The organism is Nocardia sp. KT25-26, assembly GCF_056627695.1.
This window is the reverse complement of record NZ_CM152813.1, coordinates 3,884,274-3,902,601: the sequence shown is the minus strand read 5'-3', so window position 1 is coordinate 3,902,601 and position 18,328 is coordinate 3,884,274. Positions and strand designations below refer to the sequence as shown.

Here is an 18,328-nt window from a genome sequence, read left to right as displayed (position 1 = left end):
GACCCGAAGTTGGAGGAGAGATGAGCGCCTACCGGACCGTTGTCGTCGGTACTGATGGCTCGGACTCGTCGTACAAGGCCGTCGAGAAGGCGGCCGCCCTGGCGGGCGCGTCCGATGCCACGCTGGTGATCGCCTGCGCGTATTACCCGACCGACGACCGCGACGTCGCGGCCGCGGCCGATGTGCTCAAGGACGAGGCCTACCAGGTTCGCGGCTCCGCCCCGACCAACGAGATTCTGCACGTCGCCCGGGACAAGGCGATCGCCGCCGGTGCCGAGAACATCGTGGAGCGGGCCGTCGTCGGCGAACCGGTCGAATCGCTGCTGACTCTGGTCAAGGAGGTCGAGGCGGACCTGCTGGTCGTCGGTAACCGCGGCCTGAACACCCTGACCGGTCGGCTGCTCGGCTCGGTCCCCTCCGACGTCGCGCGCAAGTCGCGTTCGGATGTCCTGATCGTGCACACCGTGCGCTGAGGTGTTGGATCGAGCAGCTCCGCTGCTCGAGTCGCGGCCCCTTCGGGGGCCGCTCCGGGTGGAGTGGACCGCGTTCGGATGCCGGAGGGCTCTCAATCCAACATGCTCAGGACTTCCGGCAGCGGATCGCTGTGCACCACGGCCAGCCGCTGGGTGGCGCGGGTCAACGCGACATACAGGTCGTTCATCCCGCGTGGTGATTCGTCCAGGATCTGCTGCGGCTCGGCCAGATAGACGGCGTCGAACTCCAGGCCCTTCGCCTCGTGCACGGTCAGTACCCGCACCGATTCCCGGGCCTGCTCGGCCAATGCCGGGACCAGCGCCGCCGGGGCCAGCACGGCCGCCGTCCCGGGGCCGCGCTCATCGGCCAGTAGCCGAGAGAGTTCGGCCGGCACCTGCCCGGCCGGCACCCGGTGGGCCCGCGGCGGATGGCCGCTGTCCCGGACCGACTGCGGGGTCGGGGCGTCCGGATCGATGGCCGCCAGCACCGGCGCCGCGACCGCCATGATCTCGGCCGGGGTGCGATAGTTCACCGTCAGCTCGGTCAGCTTCCACCGGCGCGCCACATACGGTTCCAGAATCTCCTGCCAGGACGACGCGCCGGCCGGATCGCCGGTCTGCGCGACATCACCGACCACCGTCACCCAGCGGTTCGGGATCCGGCGCATCACCATCCGCCACGCCATCTCCGACAACTCCTGCGCCTCGTCGACGATCACATGGCCGTAGGTCCAGGTGCGGTCCCCGGCGGCGCGTTCGGCGGTGGTCTGGCGGGCCCGCACATCCTGCCGCTGGGCCAGCTGACCGGCGTCGATCAGGTCGTAGGCCATCAGGATCTCCGGATCCAGGTCGTCCTCCAGATCCTGCGGGGCGGAACCGGTCAGGATGTCCAGTGCCTCCTGTGCCTCGGCCAATTGTGCCCGCCACCGCTTGCGGGCACGTTCCCGTTCGGCGGTGTCGTCCACACCCAGCAGTTCGGCGAGCTCGTCCAGCAGCGGTGCGTCCGCGGCACTGAACTCACCGTCGTCGGTGCGGACCAGCGCCGCCCGGTCGGCTTCCGGTAGCGACTTGGCGACCAGGTCCACCCGCGCCGGATCGGCCAGCAGATCGGCGAGTACCTGCTGCGGCGTCAGGATCGGCCACAGCTCACCGATCGCCGCCTGCACCTGCTGATCGGCCCGCATCTCGTCACCGATCTCGGCCAGATCGGCCGAACTGAGCAGGCTCGGCCCGCCGGACAGGTCCGCGCCCATGGTCGCGGCCAGCTGATCGGTGAGCGCATCGATCACCGACGCCGCGAACACCGGCCGGGCCAGATTGTGCGGCCGGCGCGACGACCGGGCCCGGCCCCGGGCCTTGCTGACGATCTTGCGGTCCAGCGTCACCGGATATCCGTCGAAGGTCAGCGTGATCGGCTGCGCCGGGACCTGCTGCCGATCCCGCACGGCCTGCTTCAGCACCTCCAGCATCGCGAGCGAACCCTTGATCTGCCCGGCCCGCAGGCTGTCCTCCCGCCGAGCCTTCACACCGGGATACAGATCCCCGATGGTGGACAGCAGCACACCGGTCTCGCCGAGCGAGGGCAGCACCTGCCCGATGTAGTCCAGGAACGTCGCATTCGGGCCGATGATCAGCACACCGCTCTTGGCCAGCTGCTGCCGGTACGTGTACAGCAGATACGCGGCCCGGTGCAGCGCCACGGCCGTCTTGCCGGTACCGGGACCGCCCTGCACGACCAGCACGCTCTTGTGCTCGGAGCGGATGATCGCATCCTGCTCGCTCTGGATCGTCTCGACGATGTCGTTCATATGGCCGGTGCGGGCCGCATTCAGCGCCGCCAGCAGCGCACTCTCGCTGCCCACGCCGCCGTCGCTGTCGGTCGCCCCCGCCGCCCGGGCGGTCTCCAGGTCGAGGAACTCGTCGTTCAGCGCGGTGACCGTCCGATTACGGGTCCGGATATGCCGTCGCCGGACCACCCCCTCGGGGGCGGCGGTGGTCGCCAGATAGAACGGGCGGGCCAGCGGTGCGCGCCAATCCAGCAGCAGCGGCTCGTAGTCGTCGGCTTCGTCCAGAATGCCGAGGCGGCCGATATAGCGACGCTCCTCGCCGGCCAGATCGATCCGGCCGAAACACAGCCCGTGCTCGGCTGCGTCGTACTTCGCCAGATCCTCGTTGTAGAGCTGGCTGAACGACTCCCGCTCACTGCGGGCCTGCGGGGTGCCTCCGGACTCCAGCAGCACCGTACGTAGTCGTTCCCGCGCATAGCTGCGCATGCTGTCGAGCCGCTCGTACAGCACCGACAGGTACTGCTGCTCCCGCGCCAACTCGGGGCCGGGCTCCATCGCGCGGTGGTCGGGCAAAACGAACTCCTTGTCGGGCGCGACGAGCCGGGACCGCACCCGGCAAAAGAACAGAGCTATCGAGTTTACAGTGTGGGATGGAGCAGCTCCGCTGCTCGAGTCGCGGCCCCCTGGGGGCCTCCGTGTTGGATCGAGCGACTTCGTCGCTCGGGTCGCGGCCCTTTCGGAGTCCGAGGCGCGGCGCTCCGGGGTGGGGTGGTGCGACTTCGTCGCTGGGGTCAGCTGGTCGGTTCCGCAGCCGGTGCGGTCGGAGCGCCGGCCGAGCCCGCGAACAGTGCTGTCCCGGCGACCGGGGCGAAATGCTCGACCACGGGAAACGGCTCGTAGAACGGGTGCAGGAGTTCTCGCCAGCGCTGATACTGCGGCGAACCGCGGAAACCTTCGACATGATCGGCGAGGGTGTGCCACTGCACCAGCAGCAGGTAGGTGTCGGGGCGTTCCACGCAGCGCGTCAGGGACAGCCCGGCGAAACCCGGCATGGCCGCGATGATCGGGTGGGCCGCGGCGAAGGCCGCCTCGAAATCGGCGGCGGTGCCGGGGCGGATCGGCAGCAGGGCGTGTTCGACGATCATCGCCCGAGTCTGTCAGGACGCGTGCGAGCTGTCGCGGTGGTCGAGTCCGCGGCCGTGCGGTTTCGCACGGTACATGGCCAGGTCCGCGTCGTGCAGGACGGCCTCGGGGGTGCGCCGGTCATCGGTGGACAGTTCGGTGACGCCGATCGAGGCACCGATCTCCAAGCGGTGGCCGCGGGCCAGGATCGGTTCGGCCAGCGCCGTCGACACCCGTTCCATCAGCCGGGGCAGATCCGCCGGCCGCGGATGCCCGGCCAGCAGGACCAGGAACTCGTCCCCGCCGAGGCGGCCGACCAGGTCCTCGGCGCGCAGCGCCCGCTGCAACCGCTGGGCCACGATCTGCAGGACGGTGTCGCCGATGGCGTGGCCGAGGGTGTCGTTGATCGTCTTGAAGCCGTCCAGGTCGATGAACAGCACCGTGCTGACCTGCTGCTCCTCGCTGGTCGCCAGGGCGCCGCTGAGCTGCGAGAGGATCAGTGACCGGTTCGCCAGCCCGGTGAGTGGATCGTGGGTGGCCTGGTATTCGAGCTGGCGGCGGCTGGCCCGGAACTCGGTGATGTCGGAGAACGATGCGACCGCCGACGACTCGGGGCTGTTCGGGGTGAGCAGCCGGGAATTGCACGAAAGCCACACCTCGCGCCCATCCGCGGTCCGTACCCCGAAGACGGCGCCGGTGACCGGTTCGCCGGTGGCGAGGGTGTGTGCCATCGGGTGCCGGTCCGGCGCCAGCGGTGCACCATTGCGGTCGAGCAGTTCCGGACTCAGATCGGCCACCCGCACCCCGAGCAGCGCCGTATTGGCTGACACCCCGAAGATCCGCCGGGCCGCGGGGTTGATCGACTCGATCCGGCCCTGTGGATCGAGCACGACCACGCCCTCCTCCAGCTGGGAGACCACCGTGGTGAAATGCGCCTCGGCCCGGCGCGCGGCCTCCTCCGCCGCCCGCTGCGCCGTCAGATCGTGCACCACGACCTGGTAGGCCAGCCGGTCCTGCCATTCGGTCAGCACCGAAACCGTCTGCACCGGGACGGTGCGGCCGTCCACCCGCACCAGGTCCATCTCCGCGGGCGGGGACGCGGCGCCCTCGGTGGCGAGCTGGGCGATGCGGTCCAGCATCCCCGGAACCGATGCCGGGTGGACGAACGTGGTGACCGACAACCCGATCAGATCGGCCGGCGTGCGGGCGCCGAGCAGCCGCACCATGGCCGGGTTCACGAAGACGATCCGGCCGCCCTCGTGCACACACAGTGCATCCGGGGTGTGCTCGACCAGCGAGCGGTACCGCTGGGCGAGTTGCTCGGCGCTCGTCGTGTCGTCTCGCACTGCCTACCCCCGATCATCGCTCGATCCCGCATGCTCCGGTCGTGGATTGTCCTAGGATGAATCGATGCCGGTTATGCATTCGGACAGCCCGGCCCATCGAGACGATCATATGTCGATCGCGGGCATCGGGGCGGTCACCGGATACGGGTGGGGCGTAGAAGCCCTGTGGGAGGGCCTGCTGAGCGGGAAGACCGCGGCGTGTCTGCGGCCCGGTTACGGCGACGGCTACGGCTGGGTCGGCCTGGTGCCCGACGGCGGCGATCCGGAGGTGAGTTCCGGCCGGTACGGGCGTGCCTTCCACGAATCGGTCCGGGAAGCGGTCGCCGACGCCCGCGCCCGCGGCTGGCGGCCCGGCGGCACGGTCGGGCTCGTCCATGCCATCGTGCTCGGCGATGTGTGGCAGTGGCGCGACTTCTACCTCGTCGACGACGGCCGCCGCCGCTCCCGCGAGTTCCTCCGGTTGCTGCCCTCGACACCGGTCGCCGGGGTCATGCGGGAATTCGGGTTCCACGGCCCGGCGATGAACGTGTCGTCGGCCTGCAGTTCCGCCAACGTCGCGCTGATCACTGCGCAGACCTGGCTGGCCGCCGGCCTGGCCGACGACGTGGTGTGCGTGACCACCGACCTGTCCGCGACGCCGGAGATGGTGGCCCATTTCGTCCAGCTGGGCGCCGCGGTCTCCGATACCGAACCGATCCAGGCCAGCCGCCCGTTCCAGGAAGGCAGCCGTGGTTTCGTCATGGCCGAGGCGTCGGTGGCCTTCGTGCTGAGCCGCACAGCGCCGGAACCGTATGCGCGGGTACTGGGCGGCGCCATGACCAACGACGCACACCATGTGGTCTCGGTGGCGCCGGACCATCACCAGATCCTGGCGTGCGCGCAACGAGCTCTGGCCGTCGCGGGGGTGCCGGCCGAACAGGTGCGGTACTACAACGCACACGGCACCGGCACCCGGCAGTGCGACGAGGCGGAACAGGACCTGCTGGCCCGGCTGTTCCGGGACCGGCCGGCGGTGTATGCGCTCAAACCGCTGGTCGGGCACTGCCAGGGGGCCGCCGCCGGCGTCGAGGTGGCGGTGACCGCCCTGGCCTACGAACGGGGTGTGGTGCCCGCGGCGCCGATCGTCGCCCCGGCCCATCCGCGCCTGCTCGACGGGCCCACCGCCGTGGAACCGGGTGTGACGGTCAAGCTGTCGCTGGGGATGGGGGGAAACAACTCCATGCTGGTGCTGGCCGGAGCCTGATCGGCCCGGCTCATTCGCTCCGGCCGGGACCCGTCTCGGCCGGTCCCGCCGCCAGGACGTAGGTGTCGGTGGCCGCCTGTGGTACCGCCGGGAAACCCGCCGCCGGTGTCGCATCGGCGGGGAGCGGGACCGACCAGCACAGCCGGGTGCCGGGCAATCGGTCCGTCTCGGCCGCGGCTGCCGGGCCGACGGTCAGCCGCCCGCCCGCCGCCTCGGCTCGCTGTTCGAGGTTGCGCAGGCCGCTGCGCACCACATGATGCGGAACTCCCCAGCCGTTGTCGGTGACGACGATGGTGAGATCGTCGGCCACCTCCACCACGACCGCGACGGTGTCGGCGCCGGAATGTCGGGCCGCATTGCTCACCGCCTCCCGGACCACCGCCTCGGCATGATCGGCCAGCTGCGCATCCACTACCGACAACGGCCCGGAGACCTGCATGGTGGCCCGCAACGCGATATCGGCGGTCTGCTGCCGGATCGCCTGCTCCAGGCGCTGCTGCAGCCCGGCCCGGTGCCCGGGATCGCCGCTGTGCAGGTCGAAGATCGACGTACGGATCTCCTGCACCACTTCCTGCAGGTCCATGATCACCGAGGACAGCCGTTGCCGTACTTCCGGGACCGCCGCCCGCGGCAGCGCCGCCTGCACGGTCAGCCCGATGGCGAACAGCCGCTGGATGACATGGTCGTGCAGATCGCGGGCGATCCGGTCCCGGTCGGCGATGAGGTCGAGTTCGCGCATCCGGTGCTGGGTATCGGCCAGCCGCATCGCCATTGCGGCCTGATCACAGAACGCCGCGGTCAGCTCGAGCATCTCGTCGGAATACGGTTCGAATCCGGCCGGGCGGACCACCGTGAGCACCCCCAGTGTGGCATCGGGCGTGCACAGCGGCAGTACCAGCGCCGGACCCGACCCCGGCAGATCGATGCCGAGCGGGATCTCGCCGGGCCGGTCGAACCGCGCCGGAGTGCGACGGGTGAAGACCTCACCGACCGCGGTACCCGCGGTCGGCACCGTCTCCCAGTCCTGCGCGGCATCCGGCCCCGCCCACTGGGTGATCACGAGTTCGCCGATCTGCGCGCCGGCCTCCTCCGGCACCGGCACGGAGGCCAGGAAGGCCTGCTGGGAACCGGTGAGGGCGCGGGCGTGGTCGACCACATGTCCCAGCACCCGGTCGGATTCGGTACCGGCCAGGAACTCGGTCGCGATATCGCGGGTGGCCTCGATCCAGGCCTGCCGGGTCCGCGCGGATTCGTAGAGCTGTGCGTTGTCGACCGCGATACCGGCCGCGGCCGCCAGCGCCTGCACCAGAATCTCGTCCTCCACCGTGAAACGCCGGCCACCGGACTTCTCGGTGAGATAGAGCGTGCCGAAGACCTCTTCGCGAATCCGCACGGGCACACCGAGAAACGTGTGCATCGGTGGGTGACCCTCCGGAAAACCCACCGAGGCAGGGTGTTTCGTCAGGTCGTCGAGACGCAGCGGGACCGGGTCGGCCAGCACCGCGCCGAGTACGCCGTGCCCGGCCGGCAGCCGACCGATCCGCTCCCGGGTCTGCTCGTCCATCCCCTCGTCGACGAAGCGCGCCACCTGATTTCCCGGGCCGCGGACCGCCAGCGCACCGTACCGGGCGTCGACGAGTTCGGCTGCGGTACGGACGATCGCATGCAACGTCTCGTCCAGATCGAGTCCGGCCGTCACCGTCAGCATCGCCTCGACCAGGCCGTCCATCCGGTTGCGGGACCCGATGATCAGTTCGACCCGATCGGTCACCTCACCGAGGAGCTCGCGCAACCTCAGATCGCCGTGACCGTCGTTCGTCATCTCGATCCCGTCCCCTGAACTGCGTTGTGCCGCGCTGCGGTCAGTGTAGTCCCGCCGGTCGTGCCGCGGGTCCGGGTACACCCCGCCGCGGCGGGCCACCCGGCCGAGGTGAGGACTTTAGGCCCTGTCGGCCGCGCCGTCGGCGGTGGTGCCATGGCAACGGAAACCGAAGGATCGAGAGTGGGGCGAGTGGAGATGAATTCGTTGTCGACCATGCAGCAGTGGACTACCGCCGCAGATCCGGAGCTCGCCGTCACCACCTGCGGGGAGGTGCCGCCCCAGGACGTGACCCGGGCGGTGCGGGCGATCACCCGGGTGATGCGCCGCCACCACCTCGACAGCCCCGCCCGGGTGCGGGTGACCGCACCGGCCCGCTCCGACGAACCCACCCTCGTCCAGGCCAACATCCGCAGCTACGACGCCGGCACCCGGGTGCAGGTGACCGGTCCGGGCGGTTTCGCGGTGACCTTCGCCGCCGAACGGCTGGACCGCCAGCTCGCCCGCCGGGCCGGTAAGGAGACCCGCGACACCTGGCCGGATCCGACCCGCCGCCCGCTGGCCCAGGTCACCGACCGGCGCCCCATCGTGCGCCGCAAGGACTGCGAGCTGATGACGGGAACTCCGCGGGAGGCCGCCACCCTGCTCGATGCGATGGACTACGACGCCTACCTGTTCACCGACGCCGAAACCGGTGAGGATGCGGTGGTCTCCTGGGCCGAACCGCCTGGTGTCCGGGTGGCCCGCCAGCACAGTGTGCACCCGGCCGACCCGGGCGCGGCCACCCCGCTGACCACGCACGCCGTCCCGGTCCGGGTGGCCGCCGAAGCCGCCCCGGAATGCGATCCGGAACACGCGGCCGACCTGCTGTGCGCCCGCGGTCTGCCCTACGTATTCTTCACCGACGCCGACAGCGGCCGCGGCAACCTGCTCTACCGCCGCTACGACGGCGACCTCACCATCGTGGTGCCGGCCTGATCGCCTCAGCTGCGCGGCAGCTTGCTGGCCAGCAGCGCGGCCTGGGTGCGCCGCTGGACCCCCAGCTTGGCGAGCAGCCGCGAAACGTAGTTCTTCACGGTCTTCTCGGCGAGGAACATCCGGGCGGCGATCTGGCGGTTGGTGAGCCCTTCACCGAGTAGCTCCAGCAGCCGCCGCTCCTGGTCGGTGAGCCCGGCCAGGGCACCCGCCGGTTCGGTACTGCGCCGGAGCCGGGCCCGCAACGCGTCGGCGGCGCGGGTGTCCAGCAGCGAACGCCCGGCCCCGACCTGCTTGATCGCATCCGCCAGCCGCATCCCGTCGATGTTCTTCACCACGTACCCGGCGGCGCCGGCCAGGATCGCGTCGAGCATCGCATGCTCGTCGGAGTACGAGGTGAGGATGAGGCAACGCAGGTCGTCGTACTCGGCGAGCAGGTTGCGGCACAATTCGATGCCGTTGCCGTCCGGCAGCCGGACGTCCAGAACGGCCACATCGGGCCGGGCGGTGCGAATCGCGACGGTCGCCTCCGCGACCCCACCGGCCTGACCGACGACGGTGAGTTCCGGATCACCCTCGAGCAGGTCGACGAGCCCACGGCGGACGATCTCGTGGTCGTCGACCAGAAATACCCTGAGCAATCCGGGCCCCCTCATCTCACAACGTGCCTTGCAGGCCAACATAATCCGCGCGGGCCGAATTCGGCACCGTCTCGCGCGGCCCGATCCGGCCGGTATCGCCGGTGGGCGCCGCCGAAGCGGTATCCGCGCTGGTCGCCGCGGCGTGCGACGGAATCTGTCGGTGGGCGCGCCTAGCATGGCGGACGGGGATTTCATGGACTGCAGCGATCGAGAAGGGACCACCCGGTGGCGGAACACCTGACTGTGCGCGGAGCGCGGGAACACAACCTGAAGGGAGTCGACCTGGATCTGCCTCGCGACAGCCTCATCGTGTTCACCGGACTGTCCGGGTCCGGCAAATCCTCGCTGGCATTCGACACGATCTTCGCCGAAGGGCAGCGCCGGTACGTCGAGTCGCTGTCCGCGTACGCCCGCCAGTTCCTCGGCCAGATGGACAAGCCGGACGTGGACTTCATCGAAGGGCTCTCGCCCGCGGTGTCCATCGACCAGAAGTCCACCAACCGCAATCCGCGCTCCACCGTCGGCACCATCACCGAGATCCACGACTACCTGCGGTTGCTGTATGCCCGGGCGGGCACCCCGCACTGCCCGGTCTGCGGAGAACTGATCGCCAAACAGACCCCGCAGCAGATCGTCGACCAGGTCCTGGTGATGGAGGAGGGGCTGCGTTTCCAGGTGCTGGCGCCCGTCGTGCGGACCCGCAAAGGCGAGTTCGTCGACCTGTTCGACCAGCTCAAGACGCAGGGCTACGCCCGGGTCCGGGTGGACGGGGTGGTGTATCCGCTCACCGATCCGCCGAAACTGAAGAAGCAGGAGAAGCACGAGATCGAGGTGGTCGTCGACCGCCTGGCCGTGAAACCCGGATCGAAGCAGCGGCTCACCGACTCGATCGAGACCGCGCTGCGGCTCGCCGACGGCATCGTCGTCCTCGACTTCGTCGACCGCGACGAACACGCGCACGACCGGGAGCGCCGGTTCTCCGAACGGCTGGCCTGCCCGAACGGCCATCCGCTCGATATCGAGGACCTGGAACCGCGGTCGTTCTCGTTCAACTCGCCCTACGGCGCCTGCCCCGACTGCACCGGCCTCGGGATCCGCAAGGAGGTCGATCCCGACCTGGTGGTGCCCGACCCCGAACTCAGCCTGGCAGGCGGTGCGGTCGCACCCTGGTCACGCGGGCAGACCGCGGAGTACTTCACCCGCCTGCTCAGCGGGCTGGCCGATTCGATCGGCTTCTCGATGGACACCCCCTGGCAGGAGTTGCCGGCCCGGGCCCGCAAGGCGGTCCTGGAAGGCAGTTCCGACCAGGTGCACGTGTCCTACACCAACCGCTACGGCCGGCGCCGGTCGTACTACGCCGATTTCGAAGGCGTGATGCCGTTCCTGCAGCGGCGGATGGAGAACACCGAATCCGAGCAGATGAAGGAGCACTACGACGGCTATATGCGCGATGTGCCCTGCCCGGTCTGTCACGGCGCGCGGCTGCGCCCGGAGATCCTGGCCGTCACCCTCGCCGGCGACGGGCAGCGGCGGTCCATCGCCGAGGTGAGCGATCTGTCGATCGGCGAATGCGCGGTCTTCCTCGACGCACTGACCCTGGGGGAGCGGGAGGCCGCGATCGCCGGTCAGGTACTCAAGGAGATCCAGGCCCGGCTCGGCTTCCTGCTCGACGTCGGCCTGGAGTACCTGACACTGTCCCGGGCCGCGGCCACCCTGTCCGGCGGCGAAGCGCAGCGCATCCGGCTGGCCACCCAGATCGGATCCGGTCTGGTCGGCGTGCTGTACGTGCTGGACGAGCCATCGATCGGCCTGCACCAGCGGGACAACCGGCGGCTGATCGAAACCCTGCTGCGCCTCAAGAGCCTGGGCAACACTCTCATCGTCGTCGAACACGACGAGGACACCATCCGTTCCTCGGACTGGGTGGTCGATATCGGCCCGCTGGCGGGGGAGCACGGTGGCCGGGTGGTGCACAGCGGCCCCTACGCCGAACTGCTCACCGACCCGAAGTCGCTGACCGGGGCGTACCTGTCCGGACGGGAGCAGATCGAGGTGCCGCTGGTCCGGCGGGCGGTCGACAAGAAGCGCAAACTCACCGTGGTCGGCGCCACCGAACACAATCTGCGCGGCATCGATGTGGCCTTCCCACTCGGCGTGCTCACCACTGTCACCGGGGTGTCGGGGTCCGGGAAGTCGACATTGGTCAACGACATCCTGGCGACCACGCTGGCGAACAAGCTCAACGGCGCCCGGCAGGTGCCGGGCCGGCACACCCGGATCAACGGGGTGGACCAGCTGGACAAACTCGTGCAGGTCGACCAGTCGCCGATCGGGCGGACCCCGCGGTCCAATCCGGCCACCTACACCGGCGTCTTCGACAAGATCCGGACGCTGTTCGCCGCCACCACCGAGGCGAAGGTGCGCGGCTACCAGCCCGGTCGGTTCTCGTTCAATGTCAAGGGCGGGCGGTGCGAGGCGTGCTCCGGGGACGGCACGCTCAAGATCGAGATGAACTTCCTGCCCGACGTGTACGTGCCCTGCGAGGTGTGTCACGGTGCCCGGTACAACCGGGAAACCCTGGAGGTGCACTACAAGGGCAAGACCATCGCCGAAGTTCTGGACATGCCGATCGAGGAGGCCGCAGCCTTCTTCGAACCGGTGACCTCCATCCACCGGTACCTGAAGACCCTGGTGGACGTGGGCCTGGGCTATGTGCGGCTCGGGCAGAGCGCGCCGACCCTGTCCGGTGGTGAGGCACAGCGCGTGAAGCTGGCTGCCGAATTGCAGAAGCGGTCCACCGGCCGCACGATCTACATCCTCGACGAGCCGACCACCGGCCTGCACTTCGAGGACATCCGCAAGCTGATGGCGGTGATCAACGGCCTGGTGGACAAGGGCAACAGCGTCGTGGTGATCGAACACAACCTGGACGTCATCAAGCTGGCCGACCATGTGATCGATATGGGGCCCGAGGGCGGTTCCGGTGGCGGCACCGTGGTCGCGCAGGGCACCCCCGAAGTCGTCGCGGAGGTGGCGGGCAGCTACACCGGCCAGTTCCTGAAGGAAGTGCTGGCGAACTCGCGGTTCACCGAGGCGCCCGCGGCTACCCGGAAGGCCGGTACGAAGAAGGCAGCGGCGGCGAAGAAGGCGGCCGGTTCGAAGGCTGCGTCCACGAAGGCCGCACCGGGGAAGACCGCGGCGAAGAAGACCGGCGCGAAGGCGGCGGCCGAGAAGAAGGCGCCGGCCGAGACAGCGGCTGCCAAACGGCTGGCCCGCAAGGCCGCGGCCCTGCGGTGACCTCCGGTCGGTCCGGCCGGATCGGGCCGGACCGACCGGAATTCCTGCGCCGACCGGCGAGGGCGGTTAGCGTTGCAGCGGCGGTCGTCGATCCCGGGTACGAAACCCCGCAAAAGTGAAACACTGATGTGTAGGATCGTTGCCACCGAGCTCCGGAATATCGGTGAATACACCACCGGTGCGGCACCGGGTGAGCGGAATCTGCCCGGCCTGCCGTCGGGAGCAGCCGGTGTGAACGAAAGGAAAGACCCAATGGAAGACGGAACCGTCGACTACGGTGCGATTCTCACCCAGGTGCTCAACTTCTTGAGCAGTGGATCGTCGCTGAACTACACGCCGGGTACCGGCGCCTGAGCCGCGGAATCGAAAGGACACCCTCATGGATACCGGTAGCTCCGGATTCACGGCCCTGCTGACCGCACTCGCCGATGCGCTCGCGAGCGGATCGGCCATCTCGGTGACCCCGGGCACGCCCGCGCCTGCGCCGACGGCCTGATCAATCCCGCGACAAGGGCCTGCCGATCCATATCGGCAGGCCCTTGTCGCGTGTCCGGCGCCCCTCGGGGTGGAACGGTTCAGTGCACCGGTCCGGTGTACTTCTCGCCCGGGCCCGTACCGGGCGCATCGGGATGTGGGGAGGCTTCGCGGAAGGCGCGCTGCAGCGACTGCAGACCTTCCCGGATCGGCCCGGCGTGCGGGCCCAGGTACTCGACCGAGGCGGTGACCAGGCCGGCGAGCGCAGTGATCACCCGGCGGGCTTCGTCGAGGTCGCGCCGCGGGCTGCTGTCCGGGTCCGCGTCGGCCAGTCCGAGCTTCTCCGCGGCCGAACTCATCAGCATCACCGCGGCGCGGCTGATCACCTCGACGGCGGGGACGTCGGCCAGTTCGCGCACGGATTCGTCGAGCTCGTCTGTCATGCTGTCCAGGCTAGCGGTGCCGGTTCGGGTGATCTCCGGCGACTTCGCCGACTCGGCCATCGGGTCCGATTTCCCGGTGGTACCGGCCGGTGCGGTCACGATTGGCTGTGCAGCGTGCGAAGTGCTACTCTTTCCGCTGACGACCGCCCCGGTCGTGCTCCGGCACGAATCGGGGCCGATAAGTGGAGCCCGACTCCCACCGTTGCCGTCGAACAGCCGAAAGGCTGATCGTACTGGTCAAACGGTCCGGTCATCCGCCCTGCGGGGCGGGATTCCCGCGGTGGGGAGGAACCACCCGGGAGCCGATGCTGACATCGGTGATCGGTCGACTCGGGCCCCGCTCCGGTGAAATACCGGGGCGGGGTTTTCGTGTTGAACCTGGGGTTGCAGTTATTGCGTGCGGTCGTTGGACGACGACACCGCTCGACCTAGGAGGCCCCATCAGCACTGAGACCCGCATCAACGATCGCATCCGAGTTCCCGAGGTCCGGCTCATCGGACCTGGTGGTGAACAGGTTGGGATCGTGCGTGTTGAAGATGCACTGCGCGTCGCGCTCGAAGCCGACCTCGACCTCGTCGAGGTGGCGCCGGATGCCCGTCCGCCGGTCTGCAAGATCATGGACTACGGCAAGTTCAAGTACGAGACGGCGCAGAAGGCGCGTGAGTCCCGGAAGAATCAGCAGCAGACCGTCATCAAGGAGCAGAAGCTCCGTCCGAAGATCGACGATCACGACTACGAGACCAAGAAGCGCAATGTGGTGCGTTTCCTCGAGGCCGGGTCGAAGGTCAAGGTGACGATCATGTTCCGGGGTCGTGAGCAGTCCCGGCCCGAGCTCGGGTTCCGGCTGCTGCAGCGGCTGGCTTCCGACGTCGCCGATCTGGGGTTCGTCGAAACCTCGGCCAAGCAGGACGGCCGGAACATGACCATGGTCCTCGCGCCGCACAAGGGCGCGAAGACGCGGGAGAAGGCCCGGCAGGACTCCGCCGTCCGGCCGCCCAGCGGCGGCCGCCCGGCCGCGCCGGCTCGCCCGCAGTAACTCGGATTCAGCATCGGAGGCGCCTTCGCGGGGCCTCCGGTACGAGACAGATAGAGGATTCCATGCCGAAGAACAAGACCCACAGCGGCACCGCGAAGCGTTTCAAGGTGTCCGGCAAGGGCAAGCTGCTGCGTCAGCAGGCGAACCGCCGCCACCTGTTCGAGCACAAGCCGACCCGCCGGACCCGCCGCCTGGACGGCGTGGAGGTCGTCGCACCCGCCGACGTCCGTCGTGTGAAGAAGATGCTGGGTATCTGACACCCGCCTTCCCCTGCGACCGGGACAACCGGCGCCGGCAACCGACCGATCCGGGCGCTTCCGCGCCCCAGATGAACAAGGACTGACTAGTGGCACGCGTCAAGAGGGCCGTCAACGCTCAGAAGAAGCGCCGTTCCATCCTCGAGGCCTCCAAGGGCTACCGGGGCCAGCGCTCGCGGCTGTACCGCAAGGCCAAGGAACAGCAGCTGCACTCGCTCACCTACGCCTACCGGGACCGCAAGGCGCGCAAGGGCGACTTCCGCAAGCTGTGGATCACCCGCATCAACGCGGCGGCCCGCCAGAACGACATCACCTACAACCGGTTCATGCAGGGCCTGAAGGCCGCCGGTGTCGAAGTGGACCGCAAGAACCTGGCCGAGCTGGCCGTCTCCGACGCGGAGGCCTTCGCCGGCCTGGTCGCCGTCGCCAAGGCCGCGCTGCCGGCCGACGTCAACGCCCCCGCCGCCTGAGCGGGATCAGTTGACCCATAGCGGTACTCCGGGACGACCCGTGGACGCGCTCTCCGAGCGCAATCCACGGGTCGTTTCGGCTGTCAAGCTGCAGCGCGCCGCAGGCCGCCGCAAGGCCGGGCAGTTCCTGGCCGAAGGTGCCAATGCCGTGACCGCCGCCCTGGCGGCCGGCCGGGTGCGCGAGTTGTTCTATTCACTCGCCGCCGCCGAGCGCGACGATGCGCTGATCGCCGGGGCGGCCGCCGGCGGTGTCCGGACCACCCTGGTCGGTGATCGTGCCGCACAGCAGCTGGGGGAGACCGTGACCAGCCCCGGCCTGGTCGCCGTGTGCGATCTCGTCGACGTTCCGGTCGAACGCATCCTCGACGCCGAGCCCCGGATCCTGGCCGTGCCCGTCGAGATCGCCGAACCCGGCAACGCCGGGACGTTGACCCGGATTGCGGACTCCGTCGGCGCCGACGGCGTGATCCTCGCCGGTGACACTGTCGACCCGCACAACGGCAAATGCGTGCGCGCCAGCGCCGGCAGCGTCTTTCACGTGCCGATCGCCCGCAGTCGTGACGTGGACGCGACCCTGGACGTACTGGCCGAACGCGGGATCACCCTGCTCGCCACCGCGGCCGACGGCGAGGTCGAACTCGACGCCGCCGACCCCCTGTTCACCGGACCGGTCGCGTGGCTTTTCGGCAACGAGGCCCACGGCCTGTCGCCCGCCGTCGCCGCCCGCGCCGACCACCGCATCCGCATCCCGATCCGCGGCCGCGCCGAATCCCTCAACCTGGCGACCGCCGCCGCCATCTGCCTCTACGCCAACTCGCGGGTCCGGTACCGCTGACCCTGCGCGGCGGCACTCGACGGATCCGGGCAGGTACCCTGAGCGGCGGCGGGTAGCCGCCGTCGGAGGCCCGCAGTGCCGATCGTCGATCGGCAGCGGGTTCGCGCTTGTCGGGGGGTGTGGTGGAGCAGTTGCTCGCTCGGCCGGTGCCGGTCCGCGATGTCGTCGTGGAACTGAGCACCCGGTCGTTCACGGACGCGCCGCTGGGCCTGACCCTCGCCGGTGCGCTGCTGGTCCTGTTCGGCTTCTCGACAACGGTGGTGCTGCGCGGACGTACCGGCCCGCGGCGGCTGGTGGCCGCCGCCTCCGCAGCCCTGAGTGTGGCGCTGCTGTTCGGGGTCGCGGTACCGGAAGTGGTCGACAACGAGCAACCTCCCCGCTGGCAGCGGGAACAAGCCGCGGCGCTCGACGTCCGGCTGCTGTCGGGCGGTTACCTGCTCGATGGCACCGATCCGTTCCCGCCCACGCCGGTGCTCGTCGAACAGGCGGGGGAACCACAGATCTGCCTGCTCGCACGGTTCATGCGCAACAGCCGAACCGGGGCGTGGGAGGACCGTCGCCCGGAGTGCTCCCGGTGCCCGAGCCTGGTACTGCGCCTGCGTCTCGACTGCCTGGGGCCGGCGAGCTGACGTCCCCGCAGAAGAAACCCGAAACGGCTCGCCGAGGTGCGGCCCGGGCGTACATTGCCTGGATGACGAGCGGATCGGGAGGACCGCTGACCCGGCGCCGACTGCTGGCGGCACTCGGGGCGGCGGGAACGGCGGCACTGGTTCCGGGGATCGCGGGAGAGCTGCCGGTGGCCGGAGCCGAAGGTGAACTCGCGCCGTTCGGGCCGGGATTCCTCTGGGGCGTGGCCTCTTCCGGATTCCAGTCGGAAGGCGATGCACCCGACAGCAACTGGACTCGCTACATCGCGGCGGGCCGGACCGAGGACCCGTATCTCGACTCGATCGACTTCCGGCACCGGTACCGGTCCGATATCGCACTGGCCGCACGGCTCGGTGTCCGGGTGTATCGGCTGGGCATCGAGTGGGCGCGGGTGCAGCCGCGGCCGGGGACGTGGGACGAACGCGGGCTGTCCTTCTACGACGACGTCCTCGCCGCCGTGACCGCGGCCGGTATGCGGCCGATGCTCACCCTCGACCACTGGGTGTACCCGGGGTGGCGGGTCGACCGGGGTGGCTGGGCCGGGCCGGGCATGGTCGAGGACTGGCTGGCCAACGCCCGCCGGATCGTCGACCGGTACGCGGCGCTGGATCCGCTGTGGGTGACCTTCAACGAGCCCGCGGTGTACATGACCAACGAGGTGCGCCACGGTGGTCTGGCGGCGACCGATGTTCCGGTGATGCAGGAGCGGATCGCGCAGGCGCACAACGCGATCTACGACCACATCCATCGCGTGCAGCCGGGTGCACAGGTGACCAGCAATGTCGCCTACATCCCCGCTGTCGAGGATGCCGTCAACGGTCCGTTGCTGGACCGGATCGGCGCGCGGCTCGACTACATCGGCATCGACTACTACTACGGGATCTCGCCCGGGACCGTGCTCACAGCGGCACAGAACGTCGATTCGCTGTGGAACATGCCGCTGCAGGCGGAAGGGATCTACTACGCGTTGCGGCACTACGCGCGCCGCTTTCCCGATCGGCCGCTCGATATCGTGGAGAACGGAATGCCCACCGAGAACGGGCGCCCGCGTGCCGACGGCTATACGCGCGCAGACCTGCTCACCGACACCGTCTACTGGTTGCAGCGTGCCCGTGCCGACGGCATGAATGTCGTCGGATACAACTACTGGAGCCTCACCGACAACTACGAATGGGGCTCCTACACGCCGCGATTCGGTCTCTACACGGTGGATGTGCGGACCGATCCCGAGCTGACCCGCCGCCCGACCGATGCGGTCGCCGCCTATACCGCGATCACCGCGGCCGGGGGTGTTCCGGCCGGCTACCGCCCCACGCGTATGCCGCAGCCCTGTTCGCTGGTCGACGCTGCCGCCAGCTGCCTCGATCCGGTCACGGTGCCGCGCTGAGCCGGTCGGCGGCGGTCCGGTCGACCGGCGGGGCCTGGTTCGGCCGGGCTGTGCCGCCCGGGTCGCGGCGGGGT

16 protein-coding genes are annotated in these 18,328 nt (G+C 69.5%); 10 read left to right on the top strand and 6 right to left on the bottom strand.

Translation table 11 applies throughout. From position 1 onward, the window contains the following. Positions 1-20: 20 nt before the first annotated feature. Positions 21-473, top strand: a complete 453-nt coding sequence (locus AC1HFH_RS17770; protein ID WP_480243912.1) for a universal stress protein — start codon at positions 21-23, stop codon at positions 471-473. A 92-nt stretch (positions 474-565) separates the two neighbouring features. On the opposite strand, the gene AC1HFH_RS17765 is transcribed toward AC1HFH_RS17770, so the two are convergent. From AC1HFH_RS17765 to AC1HFH_RS17755, 3 genes are all read right to left on the bottom strand, one after another. Further along, positions 566-2,833 (bottom strand): HelD family protein, encoded by a 2,268-nt coding sequence (locus AC1HFH_RS17765; RefSeq protein WP_480243911.1) that lies wholly within the window; start codon positions 2,831-2,833, stop codon positions 566-568. Positions 2,834-3,051: 218 nt separating this feature from the next. Continuing rightward, complete coding sequence (locus tag AC1HFH_RS17760) at positions 3,052-3,405, bottom strand: antibiotic biosynthesis monooxygenase family protein (protein ID WP_480243910.1); 354 nt, start codon at positions 3,403-3,405, stop codon at positions 3,052-3,054. A 12-nt stretch (positions 3,406-3,417) separates the two neighbouring features. Continuing rightward, positions 3,418-4,728 (bottom strand): diguanylate cyclase domain-containing protein, encoded by a 1,311-nt coding sequence (locus AC1HFH_RS17755; protein WP_480243909.1) that lies wholly within the window; start codon positions 4,726-4,728, stop codon positions 3,418-3,420. 64 nt (positions 4,729-4,792) lie between these two features. Between AC1HFH_RS17755 and AC1HFH_RS17750 the strand changes: the two genes are divergently transcribed. Next, positions 4,793-5,971 (top strand): beta-ketoacyl synthase N-terminal-like domain-containing protein, encoded by a 1,179-nt coding sequence (locus tag AC1HFH_RS17750; protein ID WP_480243908.1) that lies wholly within the window; start codon positions 4,793-4,795, stop codon positions 5,969-5,971. Positions 5,972-5,981: 10 nt separating this feature from the next. On the opposite strand, the gene AC1HFH_RS17745 is transcribed toward AC1HFH_RS17750, so the two are convergent. Next, positions 5,982-7,793: a sensor histidine kinase gene (locus AC1HFH_RS17745; RefSeq protein ID WP_480243907.1), complete on the bottom strand. Its 1,812-nt coding sequence runs from the start codon at positions 7,791-7,793 to the stop codon at positions 5,982-5,984. A gap of 195 nt (positions 7,794-7,988) precedes the next feature. Between AC1HFH_RS17745 and AC1HFH_RS17740 the strand changes: the two genes are divergently transcribed. Continuing rightward, positions 7,989-8,768 carry a sigma 54 modulation/S30EA ribosomal C-terminal domain-containing protein gene (locus tag AC1HFH_RS17740; protein ID WP_480247883.1) on the top strand — a complete coding sequence of 260 codons (780 nt, stop codon included), beginning with the start codon at positions 7,989-7,991 and terminating at the stop codon, positions 8,766-8,768. A gap of 5 nt (positions 8,769-8,773) precedes the next feature. Here AC1HFH_RS17740 and AC1HFH_RS17735 read toward each other — a convergent pair whose 3' ends face one another. Then, a complete protein-coding gene (locus AC1HFH_RS17735) occupies positions 8,774-9,406 on the bottom strand; it encodes a response regulator transcription factor (RefSeq protein WP_480243906.1) in 633 nt (210 codons plus the stop codon). A gap of 225 nt (positions 9,407-9,631) precedes the next feature. Here AC1HFH_RS17735 and uvrA point away from each other — a divergent pair, with 225 nt between their 5' ends. Next, a complete protein-coding gene (gene uvrA, locus AC1HFH_RS17730) occupies positions 9,632-12,703 on the top strand; it encodes an excinuclease ABC subunit UvrA (RefSeq protein WP_480243905.1) in 3,072 nt (1,023 codons plus the stop codon). A gap of 575 nt (positions 12,704-13,278) precedes the next feature. Here the strand turns inward: uvrA and AC1HFH_RS17725 are convergent. Beyond that, on the bottom strand, positions 13,279-13,620 hold the full coding sequence (locus AC1HFH_RS17725) for a DUF1844 domain-containing protein (protein WP_480243904.1): 342 nt from the start codon (positions 13,618-13,620) through the stop codon (positions 13,279-13,281). Between the two features lie 392 nt (positions 13,621-14,012). On the opposite strand from AC1HFH_RS17725, the gene infC reads away from it, so the two are divergent. The 6 genes from infC (at position 14,013) to AC1HFH_RS17695 (ending at position 18,254) form a co-directional block, all read left to right on the top strand. Continuing rightward, a complete protein-coding gene (gene infC, locus AC1HFH_RS17720) occupies positions 14,013-14,657 on the top strand; it encodes a translation initiation factor IF-3 (protein WP_480247882.1) in 645 nt (214 codons plus the stop codon). A gap of 62 nt (positions 14,658-14,719) precedes the next feature. Then, complete coding sequence (gene rpmI, locus AC1HFH_RS17715) at positions 14,720-14,914, top strand: 50S ribosomal protein L35 (RefSeq protein WP_480243903.1); 195 nt, start codon at positions 14,720-14,722, stop codon at positions 14,912-14,914. Positions 14,915-15,003: 89 nt separating this feature from the next. Continuing rightward, positions 15,004-15,384, top strand: a complete 381-nt coding sequence (gene rplT, locus AC1HFH_RS17710) for a 50S ribosomal protein L20 (protein WP_480243902.1) — start codon at positions 15,004-15,006, stop codon at positions 15,382-15,384. 40 nt (positions 15,385-15,424) lie between these two features. Beyond that, on the top strand, positions 15,425-16,219 hold the full coding sequence (locus tag AC1HFH_RS17705) for a TrmH family RNA methyltransferase (protein ID WP_480243901.1): 795 nt from the start codon (positions 15,425-15,427) through the stop codon (positions 16,217-16,219). A gap of 107 nt (positions 16,220-16,326) precedes the next feature. Further along, positions 16,327-16,848, top strand: a complete 522-nt coding sequence (locus tag AC1HFH_RS17700) for a hypothetical protein (protein ID WP_480243900.1) — start codon at positions 16,327-16,329, stop codon at positions 16,846-16,848. 62 nt (positions 16,849-16,910) lie between these two features. Further along, positions 16,911-18,254, top strand: coding sequence for a family 1 glycosylhydrolase (locus AC1HFH_RS17695; RefSeq protein WP_480243899.1), 1,344 nt, complete (start codon positions 16,911-16,913; stop codon positions 18,252-18,254). The last annotated feature ends 74 nt before the right edge of the window (positions 18,255-18,328 follow it).